Origin of the sequence: Bradyrhizobium vignae (genome assembly GCF_900324035.1) — a bacterium.
Classification (GTDB): domain Bacteria; phylum Pseudomonadota; class Alphaproteobacteria; order Rhizobiales; family Xanthobacteraceae; genus Bradyrhizobium; species Bradyrhizobium vignae.
The window spans coordinates 2,812,201-2,836,816 of sequence record NZ_LS398110.1 but is presented as its reverse complement, the minus strand read 5'-3'; the positions used below and the strand labels follow the sequence as shown (position 1 = coordinate 2,836,816).

Here is a 24,616-nt window from a genome sequence, read left to right as displayed (position 1 = left end):
AAGATGAAATGACGGCCCAGGAGCGCGTCTTCCAGATGCTGACCGAACATCCTGGCGTGACGCGGATCGACACGCATGCAGCCTCGGTGTTCCTGGACGCAAGGCGCGCGCTGAAGATCAAGCGCGCCGTCCGGTTTCCGTTCCTCGACTATTCGACACTCGAGAAGCGCAAGGCGGCCTGCGAGGAGGAGATCAGGATCAACCGGCCGCTGGCGCCGCAGATTTACCACCGCGTCGTGGCAATCACAGAAGAGCCGGATGGAACGGTGAAGGTCGACGGCGCCGGCCGGCCGATCGAATATGCGGTCGACATGTCGCGCTTTGACGAAGGCAGGACGCTCGATCATCTGGCCAAGGCCGGCCCGCTGGACACAAAGCTCGCCTCTGCGGCTGCCGACGCAATCGCCGCGTCACACGCGGCGGCGACGCGCGCCAATGGAAATGCATGGGTCTTCTCCATCCCTGCCCTGATCGACGGCAACAGCAACGGTTTGCGGGCCGGAGGACATTTCAGCGCGGAAGACATCGAAAAGCTCGGAAAAGCCTCGCACGCGGCATTTCTACGCATTCGTCCCCTGCTCGCAGAGCGCGGCCGCCGGGGCTTCGTGCGCCGCTGTCATGGCGATCTGCATCTCGCAAACATCGTCCTGATCGATGATCGGCCCGTGCTGTTCGATGCGATCGAGTTCGATGCGCAGATGGCAACGGTCGACGTGCTCTACGATCTCGCATTCACGCTGATGGACCTGTTGCAGCACCTTCAGCCAAGCGCGGCGAACATGATCCTGAACCGCTATCTCGCCATCACGCCGGCCGACAATCTCGACGCGCTCTCGGCCCTGCCGCTGTTCATGTCGATCCGGGCGGCGATCCGCGCCCAGGTTGCCCTGGCACGGCAAAAGCGACCGCATTCCGATGCCCCCGGTATTGTTGACCAGGCACGGCGCTATTTTGAACTCGCCCAGATGCTGATCCATCCTCCTGCTCCGCGTCTGATTGCGGTCGGCGGGCTGTCCGGCACCGGAAAGACGGTCCTGGCGCACGCGCTCGCGCCGGTCGTCGCGCCGCAGCCGGGAGCCGTCGTGCTGCGCAGCGATCTCGTCCGCAAGCAAATGTTCGGGGTCGCGGATACGCACCGCCTGCCGCCATCCGCCTATTCGCCGGAGGTTACGGCCCGCGTCTACGACACGCTGGCTCAGCACGCCCGGCGGGTGCTGGCGCAGGGCCATTCGGCGATCATCGACGGCGTATTCGCACGCGAGGACGAACGCGATGCGGTCACCACGCTCGCGCGCGAGCGCAACGTGTCGCTGCACGGTCTGTTCCTGGTCGCAGACCTCGCGACCCGGCAAGCGCGGATCGGAAGCCGCCGGGGAGACGCATCGGATGCCACGCAAGAGGTTGCCGCGCTGCAAGAGCACTATAATATCGGCCATGTCGACTGGGCGACCATCAATGCATCCGGGACACAAGAGCAGACGCTCCAGAACTGCCGCGACGCGATCGCTGCGGGGCAAATAGGGCAATCGGATTGATGCGGGCAAGGATGTCGCGATCCATCACAAGCTCGACGGCAACCGCGCATGCCAAGCCGGCGGCGCGGCGCAACGCCCTGCCCGCCCGCCTCAGCCCCGGCATGGCCTGCGATACGGCGTTCCGGATCATCGCCCGCCGTCACCTCGACGCCGTGCTCGCTCAGCACGACGGCACTTGCCGCGGCGATCCCGACGCGCTGCACCAGATCCGCATCGCACTGACGCATCTGCGAACTGCCATCCGCTTCTTCTCGCCGATGGTCGACGATGCCCGGCGGCCGAATGTCTGGGCCGAACTGAAATGGCTGAACGGCCAGCTCGGCATGGTGCGGGATCTCGACGTGGCCATCGAGCGGGTCGTCGCCGAGAGCGGTGACGAGCTTGCCGTGATCGCCGAGCTTCAGCACTGGGACGAGAAACGGGCCGAGAGCCACCGGCTGCTGGCGCGCGCGCTGCAATCCGCGCGTTACCGCCGCCTGGTCGAGCAGACCTCGATGTGGATCGATAGCGGCCCCTGGTCGACCCGGCGCAGCAAGGAAGCCATTCGATTGCGCCGCCGCACGCTCGCCGACCACGCGAGGGAACGGCTGACGGAGTGGGAGACGACGCTGCTCAAGAAGGCCCGGAAACTGAAGAGGCTCGATGTCGCGAGACGTCACCAGTTGCGGCTCCTCAACAAGCGGCTGACCTATTCGGTCGAGTCGCTTGCGGATCTGTTCGCCGATGGAGCGGCGGCGGCGAAGCAGAAGTCCATGCTCAAGCAATTGCGCAAGGCGCAACGGTCGCTCGGACAGCTGAACGACGATGTACGGGGACAGGCGCTCGCGTCATCGTTGAACGGCGCCGTCCTTGATGCCGGCCATCGCTTCCTCAATCGCAAGCGGGAAAAGGAGCTGTTGCGAACGGCGTCAGTGGCCTACCGGAAACTGGACAAGGCCAAGCGCTTCCGCTCCTCGGACCTCGCGCCGAGCTCCGAGCCGGAGGTCTAAGGCGCGACGAGATTGGGATGATCATCATCGTCCAGCTTATTGTTTGAGCATGATCTTCTCGGAAAACCGCCTCACACTTTTCAGATAATGGTCTTCCGACCCGGCATGATCAGGCCGATCATGTCGAGCGCGGCCATGACGCCCAGCCTCCGACCATCACGGAAGATACGGCGCTCGCGGAGATCGTCGATCTCATGGAGCGAAACAACGGGACGACGATCACATTCGCAGCCGCATCATCGACACCATGGAGAGGAACGACTGGTGTCCATTCGGGCTGAACGTCATCATACGCGACGGTATCGTTCATCCCAGCGGCGTCATCACCGCGGAGCGCGCACGGCAGGCCGCGATCGTCGCAGCGGAGAACGTCGAGGGCGTCACGAAGGTGCACGACCATCTGTGTTGGATCGACACCATGTCGGGCGTCTATCTGAACTCGCCCGAGGACGACGAGCTCGCCAAGGCGAGCTAATGCGAAATGGCCTTAGGATGAATCGATTGTGGCGGCTCGTTCACCTCTCCCGCTTGCGGGAGAGGCGTAGGCCGCCTCTGGCGGCCGTCATCTCAAACACGCCGAGGCAAAGCCTCGGCTATGGCGAAGCACCGGGTGAGGGCTTTCTCCTCTTAAGGATTGTCCCATTGCGGAAGCGCCCTCTCCCCAATCCTCTCCCGCAAGCTGGAGGGATCGCACCTCCGTCGTTGCGCAATCATACCTCATTTCATCGCGGCTTAACCAAGGCGAGCCGATCGCGGCCAAGCTCAGCGCGGAATGACGGCGGTGGCTTCGATCTCGACGCGCGCCGCCTTCTCCACGAGGCGAACGACCTGAACCAGCGCCATCGCAGGATAGTGCGCTCCGAAGACGTCGCGGTAGACCCTGCCCAGCTCCTTCAGATTGGCCAGGTACTCGTCCATGTCGACGACGTACCAGGTCAAACGCACGAGGTGCTCGGGGCGGGCACCGGCCTCGGCCAGGATCGCGGCGATGTTGCCGAGGGTCTGACGCACCTGCGCGACGAAGCCGTCGGCGAGACGCTCTTCGGCGTCCCAGCCGATCACCCCGCCGGTCACGACGATGCGCCCCTCGGCAGCCATGCCGTTGGCATACCCCTTCGGCACCGGCCAGCCTGATGGCTGGAGGATCTGCGCCTTGATGCGCGTCCCGTCCTCGGCTGCTGTCGGCAGCACCGCGAGTTGCGAGCCCTTCGGCGTCGTCACAGACAATTCTCTATCCTTCTCTCATTCCGCAGCGACGCCTGAGGACGTCACTGCGGCCTGCGCCAGCTGCCGCAGCGCAAAGCGTTTCAACTTTCCGGTCTCGGTCTTCGGCAATTGCGTCACAAATTCGATGGCGCGCGGATATTTATACGGCGCGATCTCGCGTTTGACATGCTCCTGCAACTCGGCCACGAGCTGAGCGTCAGGCGTCACGCCCGGTGCGGCAACGACATAGGCCTTCACGATCATGCCGCGCGCCTCGTCGGGGGCGCCGATCACACCGCACTCGGCGACCGCCGGATGCGTGAGCAGCGCCGCTTCGACATCGGTCCCTGCGATGTTGTAGCCGGCCGACACGATCATGTCGTCGGAGCGCGACTGGTACCAGAAATAACCATCGCCATCCATCAGATAGGTGTCGCCGGTGATGTTCCAACCGTTCTGGACGTATTTCCGCTGCCGCTCGTCGGCGAGATACCGGCAGCCGGTCGGCCCGCGCACGGCGAGGCGGCCCATCGTCCCGGGCGGCACGTCGCGGCCCTCGTCATCGACGATCTTGGCCTCATAGCCCGGCACGGGCTTTCCGGTGGCGCCGGGGCGGATCTCGTCCTCAGTCGCACTGATGAAGATGTGCAGCAGTTCGGTCGAACCGATGCCGTCCATCAGCTTGATGCCGGTGGCCTTCAGCCACGCTTCGAATGTCGGCTTGGGCAGCGTTTCGCCGGCAGAGACGCATTTGCGAAGCGAGGAGATGTCGCGGCCTGCGAGCTTGCCGAGCATGGCCCGGTATGCGGTCGGCGCCGTGAAGCAGACCGTGGTCTTGTACTGCTCGATCGCATTCAGAATGTCGTCCGGCGTGGTCTTCTCCAGCACCACGAAGGAGGCGCCGATATGCATCGGGAACAGCACGCCGCCGAAACCGAAGGTGAACGCGAGCGGCGCCGAGCCGATGAAGCGATCCTTCTGCTCGGCCCGCAAGATGTTGCGCGCATAGCCATCGCAGACCGCGAGCATGTCGCGGTGGAAATGCATGGTGCCCTTGGGATCGCCTGTGGTGCCCGAGGTGAAGGCGATCAGGCAGATGTCATCGGCTGCGGTATCGAGAGCCCTGAACTCGGGGCTCGCATCCGCAATCAGCGCTTCGAGCGAATCGGAGGCGTCATTGCCCCAATAGACGACGCGCTCGAGACCGGGCGCTGCGGCCTTCGCCTTCTCCATCTCCTCGGAGAGTTTTCCGTCGCACAGCGCCAGCGTGATCGCCGCTTTCTGGATCGGATAGGACAGCTCCTTGGCGCGGAGCAGCGGCATCGTCGCTACGACGATGCCGCCGGCCTTGATCACCGCGAGATAGGTCGCGACCATCATGGGGTTATTGGCAGAGCGCAACAGCACACGGCCGCCGGGGACGAGACCAAGCTTGCCGACCAGCACGTTCGCGATGCGGTTCACCAGCGCCTGCAGCTCGCGATAGGTGTAGCTGACGCCGGGGCTGATGACGCAAGGTGCATCGCCCTGGCCCTGCTCGACCCAGCGATCGAGGAAATAGCTGACGCAGTTCAGTCGCGGGGGATAGCGCAGCTCCGGCCGCGAGAAAATGAATTCGGGCCAGAGCTCGCGCGGCGGCAGATGCTGCTGCGCGAACGTATCGACATGGGCCGTCGCGGCATTGCCGTCACACGGACCCGACACTTGAATCTTGGCGGCGTTGGCCATCGCACGCTCCTTTCAGCATGGATTGCACCCGGCAGCACGATCGGGAAAACATTTTAGGCTTAAAACAATTTGGCGCAATAGCGGATTTTGGGCATGCCGTGCTTTTTCCTGCGGCAAAGGGGATCGGCGGTCTGCTCGGCCGGCCGGTTTATGGCCGGCGCCGGGCGGCGGATTTCTGCGCCGAAGCCTTGGTCTTGGCCAAGAGGCGCATCAATTCGCGCACATCCTTCGGGGAGAGGTCAGCGAAGAGATCGGCGATCCAGGTCTCGTGTTCCGCAGCCATCCTGCGAAACTCGGCACGCCCGAGCTTTGTGAGACGGATCACCTGGACGCGGCGGTCCGTCTCCGAGGTGCGCCGGTCGAGATGGCCTGATTCCACCAGACGCTCGACGAGACCGGTGACGTTCCCGTTGGAGACCATCATGCGCTTGGAGACGTCGGACAGCGTCATGCCGTCAGGCGCCTTGTCGAGCTGTGCCATCAGGTCGAAACGCGGCAGCGTGACGTCGAACCGCTGCCGCAGCCGGCCGCGCACCTCGCCCTCGATCAGCGTCGTGCAGGTCAAGAGCCGCAGCCACAGCCGAAGCTCTTCGGCGTGGTCCTCCGGTGTTTCGACGGCCTTGGTCTCGGAATCGAGCATGTTGCTGCAGTCACTCACGGCCGGCATTTGGCGCCGGCACGGATTCCCCAACGTTTTGAGCTTCAAATAAATCGGCGCCGGCTGCAAGTCCAAAGCTGCAATAATCGACCGCACGTCAATTTCTTTAGGCTTCAAATAATTGGCGCGCCGCTTGCATGCGCAGCTGCCCGCGGGATAGCCGCCTCGAGCTCGGCTTGCCGCGGCGGCCGTCATCGGCATAAGCTTGGATCGAAGTACGTGGCTTGCAGCGCAAGCCAATCGACGCGAGGGAAGATGATGAAGACGCAAATGACCTTAGCCGCAGCCGCAATGCTGCTCGGCACCGTGGTGACCCCTGCCCTCGCCCAGGAAAAAATCAAGCTGGGTGTGATCGTGACCCTGTCGGGACCTGCCGCCGCGCTGGGCCAACAGGTTCGCGACGGCTTCACGCTCGCAGTGAAGGATCTCGGCAGCAAGATGGGCGGCCGCGACGTCGAGGTCGTCGTCGTCGACGATGAGCTGAAGCCGGATGCAGCGGTGACGAAGGTCAAGGGCCTTCTCGAGCGCGAGAAGGTCGACTTCGTGGTCGGCCCGATCTTCTCCAACATCCTTCAGGCGATCCACCGGCCCATCACAGAATCGAAAACCTTCCTGATCAGTCCCAATGCCGGGCCGTCGACCTTCGCCGGCAAGGACTGCAACCCGTTCTTCTATGTGACGTCGTATCAGAACGATCAGGTGCACGAGATCCTCGGCAAGGTCGCGCAGGATCGCGGCTATAAGCGCATGTACCTGATGGTCCCGAACTATCAGGCCGGCAAGGACTCGGTCGCGGGGTTCAAGCTCGACTATAAGGGCGAGATCGTCGAGGAATCCTACATGCCGCTGAATACGCTGGATTTCCAGCCGGAGCTGTCCAAGATCTCGTCGCAGAAGCCTGATGCTCTCTTCACGTTCATGCCCGGCGGCCTCGGCGTCAATCTCGTCAAGCAATACCGGCAGGCCGGGCTCGCCGATACCATTCCGGTGCTCTCGGCGTTCACGGTGGATGAATCGACCCTGCCGGCGCAGCAGGACGCGGCCGTCGGCATGTTCGGCGGCGCGAACTGGGCGCCCAATCTCGACAATCCCCAGAACAAGAAGTTCGTTGCCGCCTACGAGGCCGCCTACAACAGCGTTCCCGGCACCTACGCCTTCCAGGCTTACGATGCCGCGATGCTGATCGACAGCGCCGTCAGGGCCGTGAAGGGCAACCTCTCCAACAAGGACGCGGTCGCCGCCGCTTTGAAGAAGGCCGACTTTACCTCGCTGCGCGGTGCCTTCAAGTTCAACACCAACGGTTATCCGATCCAGGATTTCTACCTGACCAAGGTGGCCAAGCGTCCGGATGGCAAGTTCCAGACCGAGATCGTGCAGAAGGTCTTTGAGAATTACGGCGATCGCTATGCCAAGGATTGCAAGGCGGCGAACTGAGCCGAAGCGTGTTACGGGAGGACTGCAATGAAGAGTGAAATCACCGGCATCACCCGCGCCAATGAGGGCATCCAGGGCATTTCCTGGAACATCCTCGGCCAGACCTACGTGCCGAAGAGCTACGCCGAGAACAGTTTCTCCTGGCATGCGACGCTGCCGCCGGGCACCTTCGTGCCGCCGCACATTCACCCCGACCAGGATGAATATCTCTACATGCTGGAGGGCAAGCTCGATTTCGTGCTCGGCAATTCGGAAGCGCAGGCAACGGCAGGCGACCTGATCCGCCTCGGCATGGGCGTGCCGCACGGCATCTTCAACAAGTCGGAGCAGACCGCAAAGGTGCTGTTCTGGGTCTCCCCGAGCCGCAAGCTGTTCGACCTGTTCTGGGGCCTTCACAACATGAAGGAGCAAAAGCCCGAGGACGTGGTGGCGATGGCCGCCGAGTTCAACATCCACTTCCTACCGCCGCCGCCCGGCGGCTAGCAGCCTGTCTTAAGCGCGCACGGCCGCAAGTCCCGGCACCGCGGCGAAACCGGCCTTCGTGGCATAGCCCCGCACGATCGCCTCGCGCTGGGAATAGCTCAGCACATTGTCGACATTGTCGAAGCCGTCGGGCGCGAGCTGCTCGACGGCGTCGATGACGCCCTCGGGGCCGCCGCGCCGATTGGAGCGGACGATCTCGGCCGTCATCGGCAGGCGCTTCTTCTCGTACTCCAGCAGCGCCTGGCGCGGGTGTTCGGCGCGTACCAGCGCATCCGCAAGGCAGCGCGCGTCAAGGATCGCCTGCGAGGCGCCGTTTGATCCGACCGGATACATCGGATGCGCGGCATCGCCGAGCAGCGTGACTCTGCCCGACGACCAATAGGGCAAGGGATCGCGGTCGCAGGTTGGATACTCGTAGAATTCGGGCGTTGCCGAGATCAGGCTCTTCACGTCAATGTAGGGAACCGAGAAGCGCGCGACATGCGGCATCAGCTCCTCGCGGCGGCCCGGGCGCGACCAGTCCTCCTTGCGCGGTGGCGGGGCATTACCCTCGCCGATCTTCACCAGCACCGCCCAATTGGTCAGCCGGCTTGCCGGGCTCGATCCTTCCGCGATCGGGTAGATCACCACCTTGGCATTGAGCCCCCCGGCCACGATCATCGACTTGCCGGTGAGGAACAGCGGCCAGTCGCGGGCGCCGCGCCACAGCATCAGCCCATTCCAGCACGGCGGGCCCTCGTTGGGGAACAGCGTCTCGCGGACGCGCGAATGGATGCCGTCGGCGCCTATCAGGATATCGCCACGCGCGGTGTGGACGTGCGCGCCGGCGCGATCGAAGAAGTAGGCCGTGACGCCGCCCTCGTCCTGCGTGAAAGCACCAAGCCGGCAGCCGGTGTGAATTGCGTTCGCGCCGAGCCGCTCCTCGACCGCGCGATGGATGACGCCCTGAAGCCGGCCGCGGTGGATCGAGAATTGCGGCACGTCGTGACCGGCGTCGATGCCGCGGGCTTCGCGCCAGACCTCCTGGCCATGGCGGTTGAGATAATAGAGCTGATCGGTGCGGATCGCGACGTCGTCGAGCTTCTGCAACAGTCCGAGCCCGGCCAGTTCCCGCATGGCATGCGGCAGCGTGTTGATGCCGACGCCGAGTTCGCGAATGGTGTCGGCCTGCTCGTAGATCTCGCAATCCAGGCCGCGCGAGCGCAACATCAATGCCGTGGTGAGGCCACCGATACCGCCGCCGACGATAATCGCCTTCATCGCCCTAACTCCACTCGAAACACAGGCAATGGGTTAACGTCGCACGGGCGGTCACTCCGCCGCAAGCGGCTTTGTCGCCTCCGCCTTGAGCTCGGCCCGGGTCTTGGGCTTAGCCTTAATTCTCAGCTCCTCGAGGTCCTGCCGGTCGCGCACGCTGTTGCGGAAGATCTGATCTTTGCCGGGCAGATATTGCGGGGGGCAGAAAGCGTCGTTTGCCCCATACCAGGCCGCCGCCTTCATGGTGAAGAAGGGGTCGACCAGGTGCGGACGGCCGAGTGCGACGAGATCCGCCCGGCCGGCGGCCAAGATCGTGTTGGCTTGGTCAGCCGTGGTGATGTTACCGACGCACATGGTGGCCACGCGCGCCTCGTTGCGGACCTGGTCCGAAAAGGGCGTCTGGAACATGCGCCCGTAGACGGGCTGCGCATCACGCACGGTCTGACCGGTCGAGACGTCGACGAGATCGACACCCGCCTCGGCGAAAGCGCGCGCTACGGCGACGGCGTCGTCGCCGGTGATGCCACCGTCCGCCCAGTCGGTTGCGGAGATGCGCACCGACATCGGTTTGTGCAAGGGCCACACCGCGCGCAGCGCCTCGAAGACCTCGAGCGGGAAGCGCAGCCGATTTTCGAGCGCGCCGCCATACTCGTCCGTACGGGTGTTCGTGAGAGGGGAGATGAAGCTCGCGAGCAGATAGCCGTGGGCGCAGTGCAATTCGAGCATATCGAAGCCGCAGCGCTCGCCGCGCTCGGCCGCCGCGACGAAAGCGTCTCTCACCGCTTTCATGCCGGCGCGATCGAGCTCACGCGGCACCTGGCTGTCGGGAAAATAAGGTAGCGGTGAGGCCGAGAAAACTTCCCAGCCGCCCTGCTCCAAGGGACGGTCCATGCCGTCCCACATCAACCTGGTTGCGCCCTTGCGGCCGGCGTGGCCCAGTTGCAGGCAGATTTTCGCGGCCGAATTGGCGTGGACGAAATCCACGATGCGCCGCCACGCGGCCTCCTGCTCGTCGTTCCACAGGCCTGCGCAGCCGGGGGTGATCCTGGCGTCGCGGCTGACACAGGTCATCTCGGTGAAGATCAGCCCGGCACCGCCGATCGCGCGCGAGCCGTAATGCACGAGGTGGAAGTCGGTCGGCACACCCTCCCGCGCCGAATACATGCACATCGGCGACATCACCGCGCGATTGGCGAGCCTCATCTCCCGCAAGCGGAACGGCTGGAACAGCGGCACCATCGGCCGATCGGTGTCGACATCGAAGCCGCTGCTGCGCACCTGCCTGGCAAACGACTTGTCGACCTCCGCCACGAAATCCGGCGCGCGGAGCTTCAGATTGTCATATGTGATCGCCTTCGAGCGCGTCATGACGCCGAAGGCGAACTGCACCGGGTCGAAATTCCAGAAGCGGTCGACGTGCTCGAACCAGACCAGCGAGACGTCGGCGGCATGCTGCGTCTTCTCGACCTCCTCGCGGCGGCCGTTCTCGTAGATCTGCAGCGCCGCCTCGATGCTGGGCGCACTCTCCATGGCTTCGGCCAGCGCAATCGCATCCTCCATCGCAAGCTTCGTGCCCGAGCCGATCGAGAAATGCGCGCTGGCCTTGGCGTCGCCGAGCAGGACCATGTTGTCCTTGACCCAGCGCTTGCTGCGGATCATGGGGAAGTTGCGCCACATCGAGCGGTTCGTCAGCAGCTTGTGCCCATTGAGGAACCAGCCGAAGATGTCTGCCATCCGCGCGGCGGACTGAGCCTCGTCCAGCCCTGTCAGCCCCGCCCGCTCGAACGTTTCAGGATCGGTCTCGAAGATCCAGGTCGAATGCCCAGCCTCATACTGATAGGCATGGGCAATGAACGGGCCCCACTCGGTTTCCTGGAAGATGAAGGTGAAGGCATCGAGCGGCCTGGTCGATCCCATCCAGGCGAACTTGTTGGAGCGGACGTCGACCTCCGGCTGGAAATGATCGACGTATTTCTCGCGGAAACGGCTGTTGATGCCGTCGGCGATGAGGATGAGATCGGCATCGGCGAAGCGGGATTCATCGCCGATGTCCACCTCGAACTGCAGCGCGACGCCAAGCTCTCGCGCACGCTCCTGAAGGATCAAAAGCAGCTTGCGTCGCGAGCAGCCGCAAAAGCCGTTGCCGCCGACCCGGTGCACCGTGCCGCGGAAATGCACGGCGATGTCGTCCCAATAGGCGAATTCCTGGGTGATGCGGCGGTAGCTCGGAAGATCGTGCTTCTCGAAATTATCGAGCGTCGCATCCGAGAACACCACGCCGAAGCCGAAGGTGTCGTCGGCGCGGTTGCGCTCATACACGGCGACGTCGGCGCTTGGCCGCTGCTTCTTCAGCAGGATTGCCGCGTAAAGACCCGCAGGTCCGCCACCGATGATCGCGACTTTCATGGGAGCCTCGCCAATTCGACCGGCCATGAAAACTATTTTAAGCCTAAAATAATTTCGTGCAAGCCCCATTCCTGGCTTGGCTCAGGATAATAGCGGCCGGCTCAGTCGCCCCTGAAGACCGGCCTGACCTTGTTGGCGAACGCCTCGAAAGCACGCTCGAAATCCGCCGTAGTCATGCACAGCGCCTGGGCAACGGCCTCCGCTTCGATCGCCTCCTCGACCGACATCGCCCATTCCATGGCGAGCATCCGCTTGGTCATGGTGTTGGCAAAGGTCGGCCCTTCGGCGATCTGTTTCGCCAGAATTTGCGCCTGGGGCAGCACCTGCTCCGGCGTGACGATGCGGCTGAAGAAGCCCCAGCGCTCGCCCTCTTCCGCAGTCATGAACCGGCCGGTGTAGAGCAGTTCGGAGGCGCGGGACTGCCCGATGATGCGCGGCAGGATCGCACAAGCACCCATGTCGCAGCCGGCCAGCCCCACCTTGTTGAACAGGAACGCCACCTTCGCCCCGCTTGCCGCAAGGCGCATGTCCGATGCCATGGCGATGATCGCCCCGGCCCCGGCGCAGATGCCCTCGACCGCGGCCACGATCGGCTGCGGGCAGGCCCGCATCGCCTTGACGAGGTCGCCGGTCATCCGCGTGAAGGCGGTCAGCCCCTTGGTGTCCATCTTCACGAGCGGACCAATGATCTCGAACACGTCGCCGCCGGACGAGAAATTGCCGCCGGCACCGGTGACGACGATGGATTTGACCGCGTCGTCGAAAGCGCAGGCACGGAAGAAATCGGTCAATTCCCGGTAGCTTTCGAACGTCAGGGGATTCTTTCGTTCGGGGCGGTTGAGCGTGACCGTGGCAACGCCGTCGACCACGGCCAGCAGGAAGTGCTGCGGCGAATAGTCTGCAAGCGGCACGGTGACGGGATTGGCGGGTCTGCTCATGCGATCTCCTTGGCTTCCTTGGTCGGGCCTTGCGCAGCTTAGATTTCACCACCGGCAACCGCGATCGCCTGTCCGGTGATCGCGCCGGCGCCCTCGCCGCACAGCCAGAGAACCGCGTCAGCGACCTCCTGAGGCGTGATCAGGCGCCCTTGCGGATTGTGTTTCGCAAGCTCTGCGACGGCCTGCTCGCGGCTACGCCCCGTCTTCTTCATGATATTCTCGATGCTGCCGGCAACGAGATCGGTGTCGGTGAAGCCGGGACATACCGCATTCACGGTGACGTTGCTTCCAGCCATCTCGAGGGCAAGGGACCGCACGAACCCGACCACGGCGTGCTTAGCGGCAGCGTATGCGCTGACATAGGCGTAGCCTTTGAGCCCGGCCGTGGACGCAACCGCGACAATGCGGCCATAGGGACGATCTTTCATGCCCGGCAGCACAGCCTGGACGGCGTGGACCACGCCCATGAAATTGACATCCATCATGCGCGCAAAAAGGGCGGTATCCGATTTCGCAAACGGCGCCGATTCAGCGCTGCCCGCATTGGCAATGAGAATGTCGATCGGCTTGCGCGCACTTGCCGCGGCAATGGCGCCTTTCAGTGACGTTTCGTTCGAGACATCAGCGACAGCCGCAAAGTGCGCGGCACCTGCATTGACCGCCTCTTCGAGAACCGCCGCATTTCGGCCAAGCACGGTCACGGTCGCGCCAGCGCCGACCAGAGAAGCAGCTATCGCACGGCCGATGCCGCGACCGCCTCCGGTCACCAGCGCATGCGGCGAATGCGGCAATCCGGACATGCGCTGGCTCCCTGGGCTGCTGATCGTTCCCCGATATATTTTAACCTTCAAGTTTTTGCAACGAAAGCGCCGATCGACATCGCGAACGCCCGCATGGCGCCCGGCCCGAAAATTGCTTTAAGTGTAAAATTATCGCTTCCCATCGCCGGCAAGCCTGTTAGCATCGAAGGGCCCAGCAAAAAGGATGTCGCGTGTCGCAGCCTGTGCCAATGATAACAAAGGACGGACGCTTCGCCTATGAGGCCGCGGGCGATCCGGGCGCGATACCTCTGATCTTCCTGCATGGCATCGGCGGCGCGGCGCGGGCCTGGCGGCGGCAGCTTGCCAACTTCGGCGACCGTTTCCGCGCGATCGCATGGGATATGCCGGGTTATGGCGGATCGGCGCCGCTCGCCAGCGTCAGCATCGCTGCCCTGGCGGAAGCACTCCAGCAGTTCATCGAGCAACTCGGCGTCAGCGGGCCTGTTCTGATCGGCCATTCCATCGGCGGCATGATCGTCCAAAGGTGGCTGGTGCAGTTTCCCAAACTGGCACGCGCGGTCGTGCTGGCGCAGACCAGCCCGGCCTTCGGCAAGGCCGACGGCGACTGGCAGAAATCATTCGTCGCGGCGCGGCTCGGGCCGCTCGAGCGCGGGGAGACGATGAAGTCGCTGGCCCCGTCGCTGGTGAAGGAACTCGTCGGCGACGATCCGGATCCGAACGGGATGGAGCTTGCCCGCGAATGCATGGGGAGCGTGCCTGAGGCCAGCTATCGCGCCATGATGCTGGCTCTCATCGGCTTCGATCAGCGCAGCACGCTTGGGAATATCTCCGTTCCCACCCTGCTGCTGTCCGGCTCAAAGGACAACAACGCGCCTGCGCCGATGATGGCAAAGACGGCGACCTTTATTCCGGGAGCTGAATATGTCGAGCTCGCCGGCGTGGGCCATCTCGCCAATCTCGAACGCCCCGGTGCCTTTGACGGCGCTCTCGCCCGGTTTCTGAACTCTCTCGCGACCAAAGCCTAAGGTAACTGCGCGATGACCATGCAAGTCAGCAAGACGATCGGCACGACCAACAAGGTTGCGCTGGATGCGCCGATCTTCGATCCTGTCGCGTTCCGCTTGAGCGACGAGCAGGCCGGCATCGTCACGCGCGCCCGCGAGATCGGCCAGAGCGTGTTCGCTACGCGCGCGGCGGCCTACGATCGCGAGGCGATCTTCCCGACTGAGAATTATCGCGACCTGCATCGCGTCGGCCTGCTCGGCATTGCCGTCCCCAAGAAGCACGGCGGCCTCGGCGCGAACTATCAGACCTATGCCTTGGCGGCCGCCGAGATCGGCCGCTATTGCGGTGCGACCGCGCTGACATGGAACATGCACGTCTGTTCGACGCTATGGTCGGGTCCCCTTGCCGACGATCTCGACATGGACAAAGAGACGCGCGCCGAGCACGAACGGCGGCGCGCAGTCCACTACAAGCGCATCGTCGAGGATGGCGCAATCTATTCGCAGCCCTTCTCCGAAGGAGGCGCGGCGGCTGCCGGTGGGGTCGCATTCGGCACGGAAGCAAGGCCGGTCGAAGGCGGCTGGATCATCAACGGCAAGAAGATCTTTGCGTCGCTCTCGGGTCATGCCGATTATTACGGCGTGCTCTGCACCGAGATTGAGGAAGGCGAGAAGGCTTCGCGCCGCAACACGCTTTACCTTGCGATTCCCGCCAAGTCGGAAGGTGTTTCCGTCGTCGGCGATTGGGATCCGCTAGGCATGCGCGGCACGGTCTCACGGACGCTTCTGTTCAAGGACGTGTTCGTGCCGGATGATTCCGCGCTGATGCCCCGTGGCGTCTATTTCCAGGCCGCGATGCGCTGGCCGCACATGTTCCTGACGCTGTCGCCGACCTATATGGGTCTCGCACAAGCCGCCTATGACTTCACCGTACGTTACTTGCGCGGCGAGGTTCCGGGCATGCCGCCGGTCAAACGGCGGATGTACCCGACCAAGCAGATCGCGGTCGCGCAGATGCAGATCAAGCTGGAGCAGATCAAGACAATCTGGTTTCAGGCAGTGACCGAAGCACGCGCCAATCCGACCAAGGAGCAGGTTCTGCGCGCCTATGCCGCGCAATATTCGGTGATGGAGGGCGCCAATGAGCTCGCCGCGCTAGCGATCCGCACCTGCGGCGGTCAGGCCATGCTTCGCTCGCTGCCGCTGGAGCGGATCTATCGCGACAGCCGCTGCGGCTCGCTGATGCTGCCCTGGACCGCCGAGCTCTGCCTCGACCGAATCGGGCGCGAAGCGCTGTACGAGGCCGGCGAAACGGACGACTGACGGTGGACCTCTGTAGCCTGATCGACCGCAATGCGGCGTTCGCGCCAGACAAGACAGCCATTGCCTTCGAAGGCGAGCAGCTGAGCTACGCGGCATTCGCCTCGCGCATCGAACGGACCGCGACGGCGTTGAAGCAACAGCTCGGCGTCGGCCGCGGCGACCGGGTCGCGATTTTGAGCCTGAACCGGCCGGATTATCTGGTCCTGCTCTACGCGTGCGCGCGGCTCGGCGCGATCCTACTGCCGCTAAACTGGCGGCTGGCCGTTGCCGAGCAGCTATTCATTCTCGGCGATGCCGGCGCCAAGGTCCTGGTGCTCGAGCAGGCATTTTCCGGAGTGCTTGCCGAGCTTGGGCAGACTGCGCCGGAGACATCCGTGGTCGGTCTCGACTTCCCGCCACCTCGCGGTGTGACATTTGAAGCTCTGCTGGCTCGCAGCCAGGGCAGCGGCCGCACCCCTCACACCGACCTCTCCTGCCCGCTCCTCATCGTCTACACCTCAGGAACGACGGGGCGGCCGAAAGGCGCAGTGCTGCGCCAGGAGGCGCTGTTCTGGAATGGCGTCATGAGCCAGCACATGCACAACATGACATCCGACGACCACGTGCTGACTGTGCTGCCGTTCTTCCACGTCGGCGGCCTCAACATCCAGACCACGCCGGCGCTGCAGCTGGGCGCGACGGTCACGGTCCATGCGCGCTTCGCGCCGGATGCCGCGCTTGCGGCCATCCAACAGGAACGGCCGACACTCACGGTGATGGTGCCTGCGATCCTGCAGGCGGTGAGCGAGCATCCTGCCTGGCCGACCACTGATCTTTCGTCACTCAAGGCCATCGCGACCGGCTCGACCATCGTGCCTCCTCACCTGATCGAGCGTTTCGTCGCGCGCGATGTCCCGGTACTTCAGGTCTATGGCTCGACGGAAACCTGCCCGATCGCCGTCTACACGCGGCTTGGCGGCGACCTTTCGCGCGCGGGATCGACCGGCCTTGCCGGCTTGTGCTGCGAAGCCAAGGTGATCGATCAGGCCGGCAACGAAGTCCTTACGGGCACGCCGGGCGAGATCGCGGTGCGCGGGCCCAACGTGTTCTTTGAATATTGGGGCAACGAGGCCGCAACGCGCGACGCGTTGCACGACGGCTGGTACCGCACCGGTGATATCGGCCTGTGCGATGCCGACGGCTATTTCTGGGTCCGTGACCGCAAGAAGAACATGATCATATCAGGCGGGGAAAACGTCTACCCGGCCGAGGTCGAGCGCGTTTTGCTCGAACATCCTGATGTCAGCGAATGCGCCGTGATCGGCCGGCCCGACCCGCGCTGGGACGAGGTGCCGATCGCCTATGTCATTGCGAGATCCGGCTGCCGGCTCGAAGCGGACGAATTGAGGGCGCATCTTCAGGCACAACTCGCGCGCTACAAGGTGCCGCGCGAGATCGTCTTCGTCACCGATCTGCCGCGGACGGCACTGGGCAAGGTCCAGCATTTCGTACTGAAGCAGCTTGATGCGCAGTCCCGCGCGCAAGGAGAAGCATCTTGAAGATCGCAGTTCTAGGTGGGGGAAACGGCTCTTTCGCGGCCGCGGGCGATTTTGCTCTGTCGGGGCATGAGGTGCGGCTTTGGCGCCGCGATGCCGGTCAAGTCGCAGCACACCGCGCCGCCGGCTCGCGCATCCTGGTCAAGGATCATAACGGCCGTCACGACCTGAAGCTCGCGCTGGTCACGACCGAGATCGCCGAAGCCGTCGACGGAACGGAGTTGATCCTGTGCCCTGCCCCGGCCTTCGCGCAGCCGGATATTGCCCGTCTGCTTGCCCCGCATCTGCGGGACGGTCAGGTCGTATTTCTGCCGCCGGCGACGTTCGGCTCGATGATCTTCGCCCAAGCGGCACGGGATGTCGGCAACCACGCCAGGGTGAGCTTTGCCGAAACCGGCACGCTGCCCTGGCTGACCCGCAAGCACGGAACGTTCGAGGTCGCGATCACCATCCGCGCCAAGCGCCTGCCCGTCGGTGTGTTCCCGCTTGATCAGGCGCCGCATGCACTCGAAATCATCGGACGCGCTTTCCCGGGCGTGATCGAACCGTGCGGAGATGCGCTATCCGGCGCGCTGATGAACGCAGGCCCGATCATTCATCCGCCGTTGATCGTGATGAACGCAGGCCCGATCGAGCATTTCGAACGCTGGGACATTCACAAGGAAGGCACACAAGCCGCGATTCGCCGGGTCACCGACGCGCTCGACGCCGAACGCATCGCGGTGCGCGAGGCGCTCGGCTACGGCGCGCCGCATTTCCCGCTCGCCCATCACTACGCGAAGGAAGGCGAGATCTGGATGTATGGCCGCGGTTCGCATGATCGTCTGACCGATTCCGGCGACTGGCGAGAGCGGATAGTGCTGACCGAACATCGCTACATGCGCGAGGATCTGCGGCTCGGGCTGTCGCTGCTGGTCTCCGTCGCTGGCCTTTCTGGCGTAGCCACGCCGTTGGCCAAGGCATTTCTGTCGATTGGCGGCGCTGTCTGTGGCGAAGATTTTGCGCGAAGTGGCCGGACGCTCGAAACACTGGGTCTTGGCGATCTCAGCAAGGCCGAACTGCAGACGCTGCTTCGCAACGGATTCTGATCGATGACCAATCGCGTCAATATCGCCTGTCTCGGCGCCGGCCGCATGGGACGCGGCATCGCCGTCGCGTTCGCCTATGCGGGACATGCGGTCACGATGGTCGACGTCAAGGCGCGCTCCGCGGCGGAGTTCGCCAAGCTGGAAGCGGATGCGCTTGGCGAGGTCAGGACGACCTTTGCCAGCCTGGCGAAGCTGGGGCTCTTGACCGAGGCAGATGTAGATCCCCTTGTCGCACGGGTCTCAGTGATCGCGGCCGGCCAAAGCGAGGAAGCACTATCCGACGCCGGGATGGTCTTCGAGGGCGTTCCTGAGGTCGTCGAGCTCAAGCGCGAGGTGCTCGGGGCGGCTTCAAAGCAGGTCGGTCCGGATACAGTCATCGCGTCGACAACCTCGACCATCCTCGTCGATGATCTATCCGGCGCGATCGTTAACCCTCGCCGCTTCCTGAACGTGCACTGGCTTAACCCGGCCTATCTGATCCCGCTGGTCGAGATCTCGCCCGGCAGAGCCACTGATCCCATCGTCGTCGACGAGGTCAAGGCGCTGCTCGAAGGCATCGGCAAGGTCCCGGTGGTCTGTGCAGCGACGCCCGGCTTCATCGTTCCACGGATCCAGGCGCTGGCGATGAACGAGGCCGCTCGCATGGTCGAGGAAGGGGTCGCCAGCGCCGAGGAGATCGACAAGGCGATCCGTTACGGTTTCGGCTTCCGCTACGCCGTGCTCGGCCTGCTCGAATTCATCGATTGGGGCGGCGGCGACATCCTATACTACGCAAGCAGATATCTGGAAGGCGCGCTCGGCAGCGAGCGTTATCGGGCACCGGATGTCATTTCACGCAACATGCATGAAGGCCGGATCGGCCTGCGCACCGGTGCAGGCTTTCTCGATTATTCCGGGCTCGACGTCGACGTCTATCGCGCGAAGCGGCTCCAGGCCATGGTCGATCTCCTCCGACACTTCGGACTAGCGCGCCCCCCGGTGCTCGACCGCAACTAGCCAAAGACGTCCTGGAGCACGCCCTCCCGGACCACCGTAACGCCATCGAGCTCGATGGTCGTGCCCATTATCGGCAGATCGAAATGCCCCGCCGTGTAACGGCCGGCGAATTCATTGGCGCCGGTTGAGAACAGGAAATTGCCGGAGACGGCCCGAATCTCGGTGCCGTTGGTGTCGCGCTGATCATACATCGACAGCGCCTCGTAGCGCGCGCCGGAGTTCATGCCGAAGCCGACATGCGAGACCGCATAGGCTTCGCGATCTCCCCAGGCAGCGAGATAGGCGCGCATCATCGCGGCATCCGTGCCCTCGCCTTCCAGCTCGACGACATAATCGTCCTTCAACGTCATCTTCACGGGCGATGTCAGGTAGCGCTTGAAGGTGAGATTGATGTCACCAGGCGCCATCACCAGAGTGCCGTTGATGGTCCCGCTCTTGGGGAAGCTGACGACGATACCGCCGGGCCAATGTGCCAGCGTGCCGGGCTTGTCGGTCCAGCCCCACACACCAACCGTCGAAGCGCCGACCATGTCGACATCGAGCGCGGTGCCGGCCTTCGAGGTCACCCGCATCCGCTTGGTCCCCCGCAGCATCTTCGCCGCCGCGCGAACGCGCTTCTCAAGCGCGGAATCCGGCACCATGCGCTCCAGCGCTTCGGGATGCTCGTTGGAGATCACCAGGATCCGCGCGCCGGCCTTGAGGATCTCGGGCGTTTCCCCCGCATGCATCAGGCCTTCGATGGTGCAATCCACCACAAACCCGGCCTGCTGAAGCGCCGTGATGACTGGCCGGAGCTTTTGCATTGCCTCGCTCGCGCCGGTGGAGCGCACCGGAACGACATGACGGTTACGCGGTGTCGGCATCACCAAGTGAAACGGCCGCGCGCCCATGCGCAGCAGGGCCAGCTCCGCAAGATGCACGTTCAACGCACGCGACTGGGTTTCCGAGAGGATCGCCGCGGTATCGCCGGCCTTGACGGCGCATCGCTCAAAGATCTCGCAGAATGCGTCAATCCATTTTGCTTCGATGCGATCAGCCAGCATGGTTCTCTCCCGGTCTTCTATTTGTTCGTTACGCTTCGGGAAAACCCCGAAGCAGGTACGATCGCACGGCGCCCAGCAGGCCATTCAGGATCAAACCTAGCAGCGATATCGTGATAAGCGGGACGAACATGTCCACTGCCTGGAAGGTGCGGGCCGCCGTCACGAGCGCGTGGCCTAGTCCATCCGTCGATGTGATCATCTCGGCCAGAAACACCACGATACAGGAAATGACAAGGCCGATCCGGCACCCAGTCAGGATCGATGGCATCGCCGCAGGCAGCACCACCTTGAAGAGGATTTCATAGCGTGGTGTTCCCGCTGCCATAGCCGACCAGATCAGCTTCTGCTCGACGGTCGATGCACCATAATAGGTCGACAGCAGAATGGGAAAGAGCGCGTCTGCGGCCACCAATGTGACCTTCGATCCGTGACCGAACCCGAGCAAAAGCAGGAGCGCCGGATAGAGCGCGACCTTGGGCAACGGCGCCAAGACGCGGACGATCGGACGAACCACGGCGTTGATCGCCGGATTGGCGGCGGCGGCGATGCCGATACTGACCCCGAGCACGACCGCAATCGCAAACCCGGCAAACAGGCGAATCAGCGTTGCTGCGATTTCCTGCTGGAACGTCAACGTCACGAGCTGCTGAAGCAGCCGGCTGAAGACGAAGCCCGGCGGCGGCAGCAAGACCGCGGGCGCAAGGCCGAATGACACCAGGCCCTGCCACAGGGCGAGGATCAGCGCGATCGGCGCAACGCCGAGAAGGACGTTTGGGGAGAGAAGGCGCGACATCATGAGAAGCTCAGCGGCATGTCGAACTGCGGCTCGGACCAACGCACGAGTCTGGCACGAACACTTTCGAAAATCGCGTCGAGGCAAATTCCCATTGTCCCCACGATGATGATCATCGCAAAGACGGTGTCGTATTGGCCCATGTCGAGCGCATTGAACAGGATGTTGCCGGCGCCCGACTGACGGGCGATCATCTCGCTGGTGATCATCGTGATCAGCGCCAGCACCAATCCCGTGCGGCATCCGGTCAGGATTTCCGGCAGCGCCGCGGGCAGCACGATCCGCACCAGGCGTTTCGCAGACGAAAGCCCCATCGCGGCACCCGACCACAGCATCTTCTCCTCGACCGCCTTGGCACCCTCGAAACTGTGATAGATCACGGGAAGGCTGACGCCCAGAAAGATCACCAGTGTCTTCGTGGCGTCGCCAACGCCCAGCCAGAGCATGATAATCGGCATCAAGGCGGCCTTCGGCACCGGATAAATCACCATCAGGAGCGGATTGAAGAAGGCCGCGATGCCCCGGCTGCGTCCCATCAACAGACCCAGCGGAATCGAAACCAGCACCGCCACACCGAAACCCATCGCCATGCGGCGAAGCGAAGCCAGGATGTTGGTCAAGGATTCCCTGTCGCCGAGAATGTCGGGAATTGCCCGGATCGCCTCGATCGCCGTGGGGAAGCTGTCGTTCTTCAGCGCAAGCGAGGCGACCTGCCACACTGCCAGCAATCCGACGCAGGCCAGCACCGGAGCAGCCCGCCTGGTCAAGACAGCCGACGATATCATGAGAAAGGCCCGGCTTCGTCGCTCTCATCGAACATGCGCTCGATATCGACGACGTACTTCTGGTAGCGCGGATCCAGCAGCAGCTCGTTGCGGCGGCGCGGTCGCGGCAGATCGATGTCGATGACTTGTCGGATTCGGCCGGGCGATTTCGACATCATGACGACCTTGTCCGAGAGGAAGACGGCCTCGTCGACCGAATGCGTGACGAACAGCACCGTCTTGCGGTCGCGCTCCCAGATGTTCAGAAGATCGTTCTGCAGGCGCGTCCGTGTGTGCGCGTCGAGCGCACCGAACGGCTCGTCCATCAGCAGCACTTCGGGCTGGTAGGCGAGTGTGCGCGCCAGTGCCACGCGTTGCTTCATGCCACCCGACAATTCCTTGGGATAGAAATTCTCGAAGCCCTTGAGGCCGACCATCTCGATCAAGGCCCGGCTCTGCGCCTCGGCCTCGGCGGTGCGCACACCTTGCTGACGCGGGCCATACATCACATTGCCCAGCACGGTTTTCCAGGGAAACAGGGCAAACTCCTGGAACACCGGTCCGCGATCCGGACCCGGCCCGGTGATCGTGTGTCCCCTGATTTTCGCCATGCCGCTGGTCGGGCGGACAAAACCGCCGACGATATAGAGCAGTGTCGACTTGCCGCAGCCGGACGGACCTAGGATAGAGACGAAGGCTCCCTCCTCGATCGTCAGCGAGATGTCCGATAGCGCCAAATGATCCTTGCGCGCCGAGGTTTGAAAGACCTGGGAGACACGATCGATCTCGATGATTGCAGAAGCCGGCTCTTGTGAGTTCACCGGTCTCATCCATTCGCTCGATCTTGCAGGCACTACCGTCATCCTGTCTTTCGCCTCACGCGCACGAACATTCAGCGGCACGACCTTAGCAAGAAGCCTGCCAGACGGGTCGTCGTTTTCGCACCCGTCCAGTGCGTCATTCGAACCACGGCCATTCTGCCGGGCCTTCATGCGTCACGGCTCCGCCCGGCGCCTGTCCAACCAGTCGCGCATACTTTGCAAGCGCACCCGCACGGTGACGCGGCGGACGCGGCTTCCAATCGCGGCGCCGCGCGGTGAGTTCCTGCTCATCGAGCAGGAGATCCATCCGCCGGTTTGCGGCATCAATCCGGATCCTGTCACCGTCGCGAACAAGCGCCAGCGGACCGCCAACAAATGCCTCGGGGGCCACGTAGCCGATGCACATGCCGCGGGTCGCGCCGGAGAACCGGCCATCGGTGATCAGCGCCACCTTTTCGCCCATACCCTGCCCGTAGATCAGTGCGGTGACGCCGAGCATTTCGCGCATGCCGGGTCCGCCGACCGGGCCTTCGTTGCGGATCACGAGGACCTCGCCGGCCTTGTAGCTGCGCTCACGCACCGCTACGCCACAAGCTTCTTCATCCTCGAAAACATGCGCCACGCCTTCGAAGAACTGGCTCTTCAGGCCCGCGACCTTGATCACCGCGCCATCGGGGCAGAGATTTCCCTTCAGCACCACCACACCGCCGTCAGGCATAATCGGCGCACGAACAGACTGGACAACCTCTCCGTCCGGTGCGTTAGCCGCGCCATATTCTTCAGCAAGCGTGCGACCGGTAACGGACAGGCAGCTGCCATCGATATGGCCGCTCTGGATCAGCTCGCGGATCACAACCGCCGCGCCACCGATGTCATAGACATCCTTTGCCGTGTACTTGCCCCCGGGGCGCAGATTCCCGATTAGCGGCGTCCTGGCAAAGACTTCACCCACGTCATCGATTGTGAATGCGATGCCCGCCTCGTTCGCAATCGCCGGAAGGTGCAGCGCGGCGTTGGTCGAGCCGCCCGTCGCGGCAACGATCGCCGCTCCGTTTTCCAGGGATTTCCGCGTCACGATATCGCGCGGCAACGGTCCGCCACGCGCGAGCATCTCCATGATCAGCCGCCCGGCGTGCTGCGAGATCTGCGCACGCTCCGCATAGACACCAGGCACCATGGAGACGTTGGGAATAGTCAACCCCATCGCCTCGGAGACCATGCCCATGGTGTTCGCGGTGAATTGGCCGGCGCACGCGCCGATGGTCGGCAAGCAAGCACGCTCGATCCGCTCAAGCGTAGCGCCGTCGATGTCGCCAGTCATGAAGCTGCCGACAGCCTCATAGGAGTCGAGCACCGTCAGCGTACGCCCATCCACGCGGCCCGGCAGCGAGCTGCCGCCATAGATGAAGATAGACGGCACGTTGCAGCGAACCATGCCCATCATCACGCCGGGAAGGGTCTTGTCGCATCCGCCGTATCCGATCAGCGCATCGTAGGCCAGCCCCTGGACGACGGCTTCGATCGAATCGGCGATCAGCTCCCGAGAGAACAGGGAGAACTTCATTCCCTCGTGGTTCATGCTGATGCCGTCGGAAACCGAGACGGTCGAGAACTCGCGCGGCGTGCCGCCGGCTTCCTCGATTCCAGTTTTGGCCGCAGCCACCTGGAAGTCGTGGGTCATGTTGCAGGGCGTCTGCTCGCCCTTCATGCTGACAATGCCCACCATCGGCTTGGCAATCGCGGCGTCGTCGAGCCCCATGGCGCGCATGAATGCACGATGCGGGGCTCGGTCGAGCCCGTCTGTTGTAACCCGTGATCGCAACTTCTTCATAT

21 protein-coding genes and 1 pseudogene are annotated in these 24,616 nt (G+C 63.6%); 10 read left to right on the top strand and 12 right to left on the bottom strand.

Translation table 11 applies throughout. From position 1 onward, the window contains the following. Positions 1–8 precede the first annotated feature (8 nt). The 3 genes and pseudogenes from BRAD3257_RS13695 to BRAD3257_RS13685 form a co-directional block, all read left to right on the top strand. Positions 9–1,535: a bifunctional aminoglycoside phosphotransferase/ATP-binding protein gene (locus BRAD3257_RS13695; RefSeq protein WP_162500194.1), complete on the top strand. Its 1,527-nt coding sequence runs from the start codon at positions 9–11 to the stop codon at positions 1,533–1,535. Positions 1,536–1,546: 11 nt separating this feature from the next. Next, positions 1,547–2,524, top strand: coding sequence for a CHAD domain-containing protein (locus BRAD3257_RS13690; RefSeq protein ID WP_122402263.1), 978 nt, complete (start codon positions 1,547–1,549; stop codon positions 2,522–2,524). Positions 2,525–2,628: 104 nt separating this feature from the next. After that, positions 2,629–2,999: pseudogene (locus tag BRAD3257_RS13685) on the top strand (BON domain-containing protein); the annotation flags it as partial. A gap of 287 nt (positions 3,000–3,286) precedes the next feature. Here the strand turns inward: BRAD3257_RS13685 and BRAD3257_RS13675 are convergent. The 3 genes from BRAD3257_RS13675 to BRAD3257_RS13665 all read right to left on the bottom strand — a co-directional run bounded on the left by BRAD3257_RS13675 (position 3,287) and on the right by BRAD3257_RS13665 (position 6,125). Then, on the bottom strand, positions 3,287–3,751 hold the full coding sequence (locus BRAD3257_RS13675; protein ID WP_174221568.1) for a RidA family protein: 465 nt from the start codon (positions 3,749–3,751) through the stop codon (positions 3,287–3,289). Between the two features lie 15 nt (positions 3,752–3,766). After that, positions 3,767–5,458: a benzoate-CoA ligase family protein gene (locus tag BRAD3257_RS13670; protein WP_122402260.1), complete on the bottom strand. Its 1,692-nt coding sequence runs from the start codon at positions 5,456–5,458 to the stop codon at positions 3,767–3,769. Positions 5,459–5,606: 148 nt separating this feature from the next. Continuing rightward, entirely contained in the window at positions 5,607–6,125 is a 519-nt protein-coding gene (locus BRAD3257_RS13665; RefSeq protein WP_162500193.1) for a MarR family winged helix-turn-helix transcriptional regulator, read from the bottom strand. 249 nt (positions 6,126–6,374) lie between these two features. On the opposite strand from BRAD3257_RS13665, the gene BRAD3257_RS13660 reads away from it, so the two are divergent. Next, positions 6,375–7,550 (top strand): ABC transporter substrate-binding protein, encoded by a 1,176-nt coding sequence (locus BRAD3257_RS13660; protein WP_162500569.1) that lies wholly within the window; start codon positions 6,375–6,377, stop codon positions 7,548–7,550. Positions 7,551–7,577: 27 nt separating this feature from the next. Then, positions 7,578–8,033 (top strand): cupin domain-containing protein, encoded by a 456-nt coding sequence (locus tag BRAD3257_RS13655; protein ID WP_018643141.1) that lies wholly within the window; start codon positions 7,578–7,580, stop codon positions 8,031–8,033. A gap of 9 nt (positions 8,034–8,042) precedes the next feature. On the opposite strand, the gene BRAD3257_RS13650 is transcribed toward BRAD3257_RS13655, so the two are convergent. The 4 genes from BRAD3257_RS13650 to BRAD3257_RS13635 all read right to left on the bottom strand — a co-directional run bounded on the left by BRAD3257_RS13650 (position 8,043) and on the right by BRAD3257_RS13635 (position 13,434). Continuing rightward, a complete protein-coding gene (locus tag BRAD3257_RS13650; protein WP_122402259.1) occupies positions 8,043–9,293 on the bottom strand; it encodes a flavin-dependent oxidoreductase in 1,251 nt (416 codons plus the stop codon). Between the two features lie 51 nt (positions 9,294–9,344). Continuing rightward, entirely contained in the window at positions 9,345–11,696 is a 2,352-nt protein-coding gene (locus BRAD3257_RS13645; RefSeq protein WP_122402258.1) for a bifunctional salicylyl-CoA 5-hydroxylase/oxidoreductase, read from the bottom strand. Between the two features lie 101 nt (positions 11,697–11,797). Continuing rightward, the gene (locus tag BRAD3257_RS13640; protein WP_122402257.1) at positions 11,798–12,634 is read right to left on the bottom strand and encodes an enoyl-CoA hydratase family protein; all 837 of its coding nucleotides are present in this window, start codon (positions 12,632–12,634) and stop codon (positions 11,798–11,800) included. 38 nt (positions 12,635–12,672) lie between these two features. After that, the gene (locus BRAD3257_RS13635) at positions 12,673–13,434 is read right to left on the bottom strand and encodes an SDR family NAD(P)-dependent oxidoreductase (protein WP_122402256.1); all 762 of its coding nucleotides are present in this window, start codon (positions 13,432–13,434) and stop codon (positions 12,673–12,675) included. Between the two features lie 209 nt (positions 13,435–13,643). Here BRAD3257_RS13635 and BRAD3257_RS13630 point away from each other — a divergent pair, with 209 nt between their 5' ends. The 5 genes from BRAD3257_RS13630 to BRAD3257_RS13610 are packed head-to-tail and all read left to right on the top strand — an operon-like array spanning position 13,644 to position 19,362. After that, positions 13,644–14,441, top strand: coding sequence for an alpha/beta fold hydrolase (locus tag BRAD3257_RS13630; protein ID WP_244607945.1), 798 nt, complete (start codon positions 13,644–13,646; stop codon positions 14,439–14,441). Positions 14,442–14,453: 12 nt separating this feature from the next. Beyond that, complete coding sequence (locus BRAD3257_RS13625; protein ID WP_122402254.1) at positions 14,454–15,743, top strand: acyl-CoA dehydrogenase family protein; 1,290 nt, start codon at positions 14,454–14,456, stop codon at positions 15,741–15,743. 2 nt (positions 15,744–15,745) lie between these two features. After that, positions 15,746–17,281, top strand: a complete 1,536-nt coding sequence (locus tag BRAD3257_RS13620; RefSeq protein ID WP_122402253.1) for a class I adenylate-forming enzyme family protein — start codon at positions 15,746–15,748, stop codon at positions 17,279–17,281. Further along, positions 17,278–18,366 (top strand): NAD/NADP-dependent octopine/nopaline dehydrogenase family protein, encoded by a 1,089-nt coding sequence (locus BRAD3257_RS13615; protein ID WP_122402252.1) that lies wholly within the window; start codon positions 17,278–17,280, stop codon positions 18,364–18,366. Before BRAD3257_RS13620 ends, BRAD3257_RS13615 begins: the two co-directional genes overlap by 4 nt. Before the next feature lie 3 nt (positions 18,367–18,369). Then, positions 18,370–19,362 carry a 3-hydroxybutyryl-CoA dehydrogenase gene (locus tag BRAD3257_RS13610; protein ID WP_122402251.1) on the top strand — a complete coding sequence of 331 codons (993 nt, stop codon included), beginning with the start codon at positions 18,370–18,372 and terminating at the stop codon, positions 19,360–19,362. On the opposite strand, the gene BRAD3257_RS13605 is transcribed toward BRAD3257_RS13610, so the two are convergent. From BRAD3257_RS13605 to ilvD, 5 genes are all read right to left on the bottom strand, one after another. Then, a complete protein-coding gene (locus BRAD3257_RS13605) occupies positions 19,359–20,405 on the bottom strand; it encodes a 2,5-dihydroxypyridine 5,6-dioxygenase NicX family protein (protein WP_122402250.1) in 1,047 nt (348 codons plus the stop codon). The two genes, BRAD3257_RS13610 and BRAD3257_RS13605, sit on opposite strands and share 4 nt — an antisense overlap. Before the next feature lie 28 nt (positions 20,406–20,433). Continuing rightward, positions 20,434–21,201 (bottom strand): ABC transporter permease, encoded by a 768-nt coding sequence (locus BRAD3257_RS13600; RefSeq protein WP_122402249.1) that lies wholly within the window; start codon positions 21,199–21,201, stop codon positions 20,434–20,436. Beyond that, the gene (locus BRAD3257_RS13595; RefSeq protein WP_122402248.1) at positions 21,198–21,983 is read right to left on the bottom strand and encodes an ABC transporter permease; all 786 of its coding nucleotides are present in this window, start codon (positions 21,981–21,983) and stop codon (positions 21,198–21,200) included. The genes BRAD3257_RS13600 and BRAD3257_RS13595 overlap by 4 nt, the downstream gene beginning before the upstream one ends. Next, positions 21,980–22,825, bottom strand: coding sequence for an ABC transporter ATP-binding protein (locus BRAD3257_RS13590; protein ID WP_122406547.1), 846 nt, complete (start codon positions 22,823–22,825; stop codon positions 21,980–21,982). Before BRAD3257_RS13590 ends, BRAD3257_RS13595 begins: the two co-directional genes overlap by 4 nt. A gap of 94 nt (positions 22,826–22,919) precedes the next feature. Beyond that, on the bottom strand, positions 22,920–24,614 hold the full coding sequence (ilvD, locus tag BRAD3257_RS13585) for a dihydroxy-acid dehydratase (protein ID WP_122402247.1): 1,695 nt from the start codon (positions 24,612–24,614) through the stop codon (positions 22,920–22,922). Positions 24,615–24,616: the final 2 nt, after the last annotated feature.

What these genes read in the sequence shown, in the direction of transcription:
- BRAD3257_RS13595 (WP_122402248.1), bottom strand. Translation starts at nt 21,983, where the DNA reads ATGATATCGTCGGCTGTCTTGACCAGGCGGGCTGCTCCGGTGCTGGCC.
- BRAD3257_RS13670 (WP_122402260.1), bottom strand. Translation starts at nt 5,458, where the DNA reads ATGGCCAACGCCGCCAAGATTCAAGTGTCGGGTCCGTGTGACGGCAAT.
- BRAD3257_RS13650 (WP_122402259.1), bottom strand. Translation starts at nt 9,293, where the DNA reads ATGAAGGCGATTATCGTCGGCGGCGGTATCGGTGGCCTCACCACGGCA.
- BRAD3257_RS13635 (WP_122402256.1), bottom strand. Translation starts at nt 13,434, where the DNA reads ATGTCCGGATTGCCGCATTCGCCGCATGCGCTGGTGACCGGAGGCGGT.
- BRAD3257_RS13600 (WP_122402249.1), bottom strand. Translation starts at nt 21,201, where the DNA reads ATGATGTCGCGCCTTCTCTCCCCAAACGTCCTTCTCGGCGTTGCGCCG.
- BRAD3257_RS13660 (WP_162500569.1), top strand. Translation starts at nt 6,375, where the DNA reads ATGAAGACGCAAATGACCTTAGCCGCAGCCGCAATGCTGCTCGGCACC.
- ilvD (WP_122402247.1), bottom strand. Translation starts at nt 24,614, where the DNA reads ATGAAGAAGTTGCGATCACGGGTTACAACAGACGGGCTCGACCGAGCC.
- BRAD3257_RS13690 (WP_122402263.1), top strand. Translation starts at nt 1,547, where the DNA reads ATGTCGCGATCCATCACAAGCTCGACGGCAACCGCGCATGCCAAGCCG.
- BRAD3257_RS13645 (WP_122402258.1), bottom strand. Translation starts at nt 11,696, where the DNA reads ATGAAAGTCGCGATCATCGGTGGCGGACCTGCGGGTCTTTACGCGGCA.
- BRAD3257_RS13625 (WP_122402254.1), top strand. Translation starts at nt 14,454, where the DNA reads ATGACCATGCAAGTCAGCAAGACGATCGGCACGACCAACAAGGTTGCG.
- BRAD3257_RS13695 (WP_162500194.1), top strand. Translation starts at nt 9, where the DNA reads ATGACGGCCCAGGAGCGCGTCTTCCAGATGCTGACCGAACATCCTGGC.
- BRAD3257_RS13605 (WP_122402250.1), bottom strand. Translation starts at nt 20,405, where the DNA reads ATGCTGGCTGATCGCATCGAAGCAAAATGGATTGACGCATTCTGCGAG.
- BRAD3257_RS13590 (WP_122406547.1), bottom strand. Translation starts at nt 22,825, where the DNA reads ATGACGGTAGTGCCTGCAAGATCGAGCGAATGGATGAGACCGGTGAAC.
- BRAD3257_RS13655 (WP_018643141.1), top strand. Translation starts at nt 7,578, where the DNA reads ATGAAGAGTGAAATCACCGGCATCACCCGCGCCAATGAGGGCATCCAG.
- BRAD3257_RS13610 (WP_122402251.1), top strand. Translation starts at nt 18,370, where the DNA reads ATGACCAATCGCGTCAATATCGCCTGTCTCGGCGCCGGCCGCATGGGA.
- BRAD3257_RS13665 (WP_162500193.1), bottom strand. Translation starts at nt 6,125, where the DNA reads ATGCCGGCCGTGAGTGACTGCAGCAACATGCTCGATTCCGAGACCAAG.
- BRAD3257_RS13640 (WP_122402257.1), bottom strand. Translation starts at nt 12,634, where the DNA reads ATGAGCAGACCCGCCAATCCCGTCACCGTGCCGCTTGCAGACTATTCG.
- BRAD3257_RS13630 (WP_244607945.1), top strand. Translation starts at nt 13,644, where the DNA reads ATGATAACAAAGGACGGACGCTTCGCCTATGAGGCCGCGGGCGATCCG.